1 protein-coding gene and 1 pseudogene are annotated in these 2,971 nt (G+C 65.7%); one reads left to right on the forward strand and one right to left on the reverse strand.

Going from position 1 to position 2,971, the window contains the following annotated elements:
• Window positions 1–410, forward strand: a pseudogene (locus ACFOSH_RS37520) (HNH endonuclease signature motif containing protein); the annotation flags it as partial.
• 1,034 nt (window positions 411–1,444) lie between these two features.
• Here the strand turns inward: ACFOSH_RS37520 and ACFOSH_RS37525 are convergent.
• Window positions 1,445–2,794 carry an MFS transporter gene (locus tag ACFOSH_RS37525; protein ID WP_378245333.1) on the reverse strand — a complete coding sequence of 450 codons (1,350 nt, stop codon included), beginning with the start codon at window positions 2,792–2,794 and terminating at the stop codon, window positions 1,445–1,447.
• Window positions 2,795–2,971: the final 177 nt, after the last annotated feature.

Below are 2,971 nucleotides of genomic sequence, written 5' to 3' on the forward strand. Positions count from 1 at the left end.
GCCACCGGGGCGGGTACGGTGCTGCGGCGGATCATCACCGACCCGTTGTCCGGGCAGGTGCTGGATCTGGGCCGGGAGCGGTATCGGCCCACTGCCGGGCTGGGTGAGTTCGTGCGGGTGCGGGATCGTGAGTGCCGAAGACCGGGTTGTCACCGTGTCGCGCGCAGGCCTGCGATCTCGATCATGCGGTGCCGTGGCAGCACGGCGGCCACACCGACGCCGCCGACCTCGTCGACCTCTGCCGCCGCGATCACCGCCTCAAAGACGAACCCGGCTGGATCTATCACCTCGACCCTGACGGAACCCTCACCGTCACCACTCCGACCGGGCAGCGCTACGACAGCGTGCCGCCGCCTTTGCACGAGCCCCGACCGGCGGTGCCCCCGGACGACGTGCCGCCACCGTTCTGAGTCATTGCCGGGAAACGGCGACGGCAGCTCTGGTTCGACACCACTCCGATCGCCGTGTCCACGGGCGCAAAGCCCCTTTGCCGTGAGGCTGTTGCCGAAAACCGGCCACGCTGCCTCCGCCTGAGCAGTCCTCCACAAGGAGAACCCGCGCTTGGCAGCGGCGCCCTCCGGCGACCCTTTCGACGAACCCCCACCATTCTGGGCCGTGGCCGAAAAACGACCACAGGAGCGTTGGTCAAACACGACTACGATCGCTAAGTCCACGATGCAGCCTCTTCGCCGCGAAGCCACGGCCGAAAGCCGACCACGCCGCCCCCGCCCTGAGCAGCCCTCCACAAATGAATCCCGCGCCTGGCAACGCAGCGCACATTCATGACCCTTCCGACGAACCATCGCCGTTCTAGGCCATTGCCGAAAACCGGCCACACCGTCTCGGGCTGAGCAGCCCCCAGCAAATAGATCCCGCGCCCCGGCAACGTGGTGTCCACCAGTGTCCCTTCCGACGAACCGCCACTGCTCCGGGCCATTGCCGAAAACCGACCAAGCTGCTTTCGTCTGAGCAGTCTTCCGCAAGAGATCTCGCGGTCGGCGACGCAGCGTCCATTAGTGACCCTGCCGACGAACCGCCACCGTTCCAGGCCATTGCCGAAAATCGGCTACGGGAGTACTGGTCAGACACGCCCCCGATCGCTACGTCCACAGTGCTGCGCCTCTTCGTCGCGAAGCCACGGCCGAAAGCCGACCACACCGCCTCCGCCTGAGCGGACCTCCACAAGGAGATCAAGCACCCTGCCGACAGACCGCTACCGTTCTGGTCCGTCGCCGAAAATCGACCACAGCTTCCTACATACGAGCAGACTTCCGCACGAGGCTCCGACGACGGTGGCTGTCATCACCACCGGCCATCACGCCTCCCCGTCCGCGCGGACTCCACAAAGGGATCCCCGCGCCGCATCCACCAGTGACCCTGCCGACGAACCGCCACTGTTCCAAGCCGATAAAGAAAAGCGACCAAAGCCCACCCCGGAACCACCTCACCCCGCGACAGAGTCCCGAGCAGGTAAAGCCGAAACTTCCAAAGCGGACTCCCGCGAAGGTTCCCGCACCACCAAGGTCGCCACGAACGTCAGCGCGATACAACCCGTGACCCACCAGAAGAACACGCTCTCGTGCCCAGCCTGCTTAAGCGCCAAAGCGATCGGCTCCGAGAGCCCGCCGAAGACGGCGGTCGCCAGGGCGTGCGGGAGGCCGACGCCGAGGGCGCGGACGTTGGTGGGGAACATTTCCGCTTTGATGATCGCCGAAAGGGCCGTGTAGCCGCTGAGGAACACCAGCGCCGTGATCATGAGCAGGAAGGCGATCCACGGGTTCCCGGTCTTGCCCACCAGGGTCATGATCGGCACGGTCAGCAGCATTCCGCCGATGGAGAAGGCGAACATGACCGGGCGGCGGCCCCAGCGGTCGGAGAGGGCGCCGGCGACGGGTTGCATGAAGATGAACAGGAACAGGGCGGCGAAACCGATGAGCGATGCGGTCGGTTTGGGGATTCCCGCCGTGTTCACCATGTACTTCTGCAGGTAGCTGGTGAAGGTGTAGAACGCCACCGTCCCGCCGATGGCGAGACCGAGGACGGCGAGGACCTGGCGGCGGTGCGAGCGCAGCAGGACCCGCAGGCCGCCGCGGGCAGGCGAACCGGCGGCCAGAGAGCGTTGGAAGTGTTCCGACTCCATCATGCTGCGGCGGAGGTACATCACCACGAGTCCGGCGATCGCGCCGAGCACGAACGGGATCCGCCAGCCCCAGGCGTACATCTGCGCTTCGGTCAGCAGCGACTGCATCACGATCATCACCAGCAGGGCCGCGAGCTGGCCGATGGTGATCGAGACGTACTGGAAGCTCGAGTAGAAGCCGCGTCGCCCCGGCGTGGCGATCTCGGACAGGTACGTCGCGCTCGAACCGAACTCGCCGCCGACAGAGAGGCCTTGCGCGAGCCTGGCGACCACGAGGATCACGGGTGCGAGGATGCCGATCGACGCGTAGCCGGGCGTGATGGCGATGGCCAGCGAACCGAAACTCATCAGCGTCACGGACAGCGTCAGCGCCGCCCGCCGGCCGAACCTGTCCGCGTAGAGGCCCAGGAGCCAGCCGCCTAGCGGGCGTATCAGGAAGCCGACCGCGAACACGACGGCCGTGGACAGCAGCTGGGCCGTCTGGTTTCCCTGGGGGAAGAAACTCGCCGCGAAGTAGATGCTGAACGAGGCGTAGACGAACCAGTCGTACCACTCGACCAGGTTGCCGAGGCAGCCGCGGACCACGTTCGCCACGACGCCGGGTTTCTTGTGCGGCAAGGGAAGCTCCTTCGCTCCGGGATTGCCGACCATCATGAGCTGTGATCCCTGCGGTTGAGAAATAGAAATCCGCGATGGGTACATGTCCGGTCGGCATGGAGCTGGGGAGCTAGTGTCCTGCGCCGGAAATGCTGTGACTAAGTCTAGTCTGGGTGGATGGCGCGGACTGGACGACCGAAGGTCGAGTTGGTGTTGACCGCTGATGAGCGGGAC

Source organism: Amycolatopsis speibonae, from assembly GCF_042647925.1.
Classification (GTDB): Bacteria; Actinomycetota; Actinomycetes; order Mycobacteriales; family Pseudonocardiaceae; genus Amycolatopsis; species Amycolatopsis speibonae.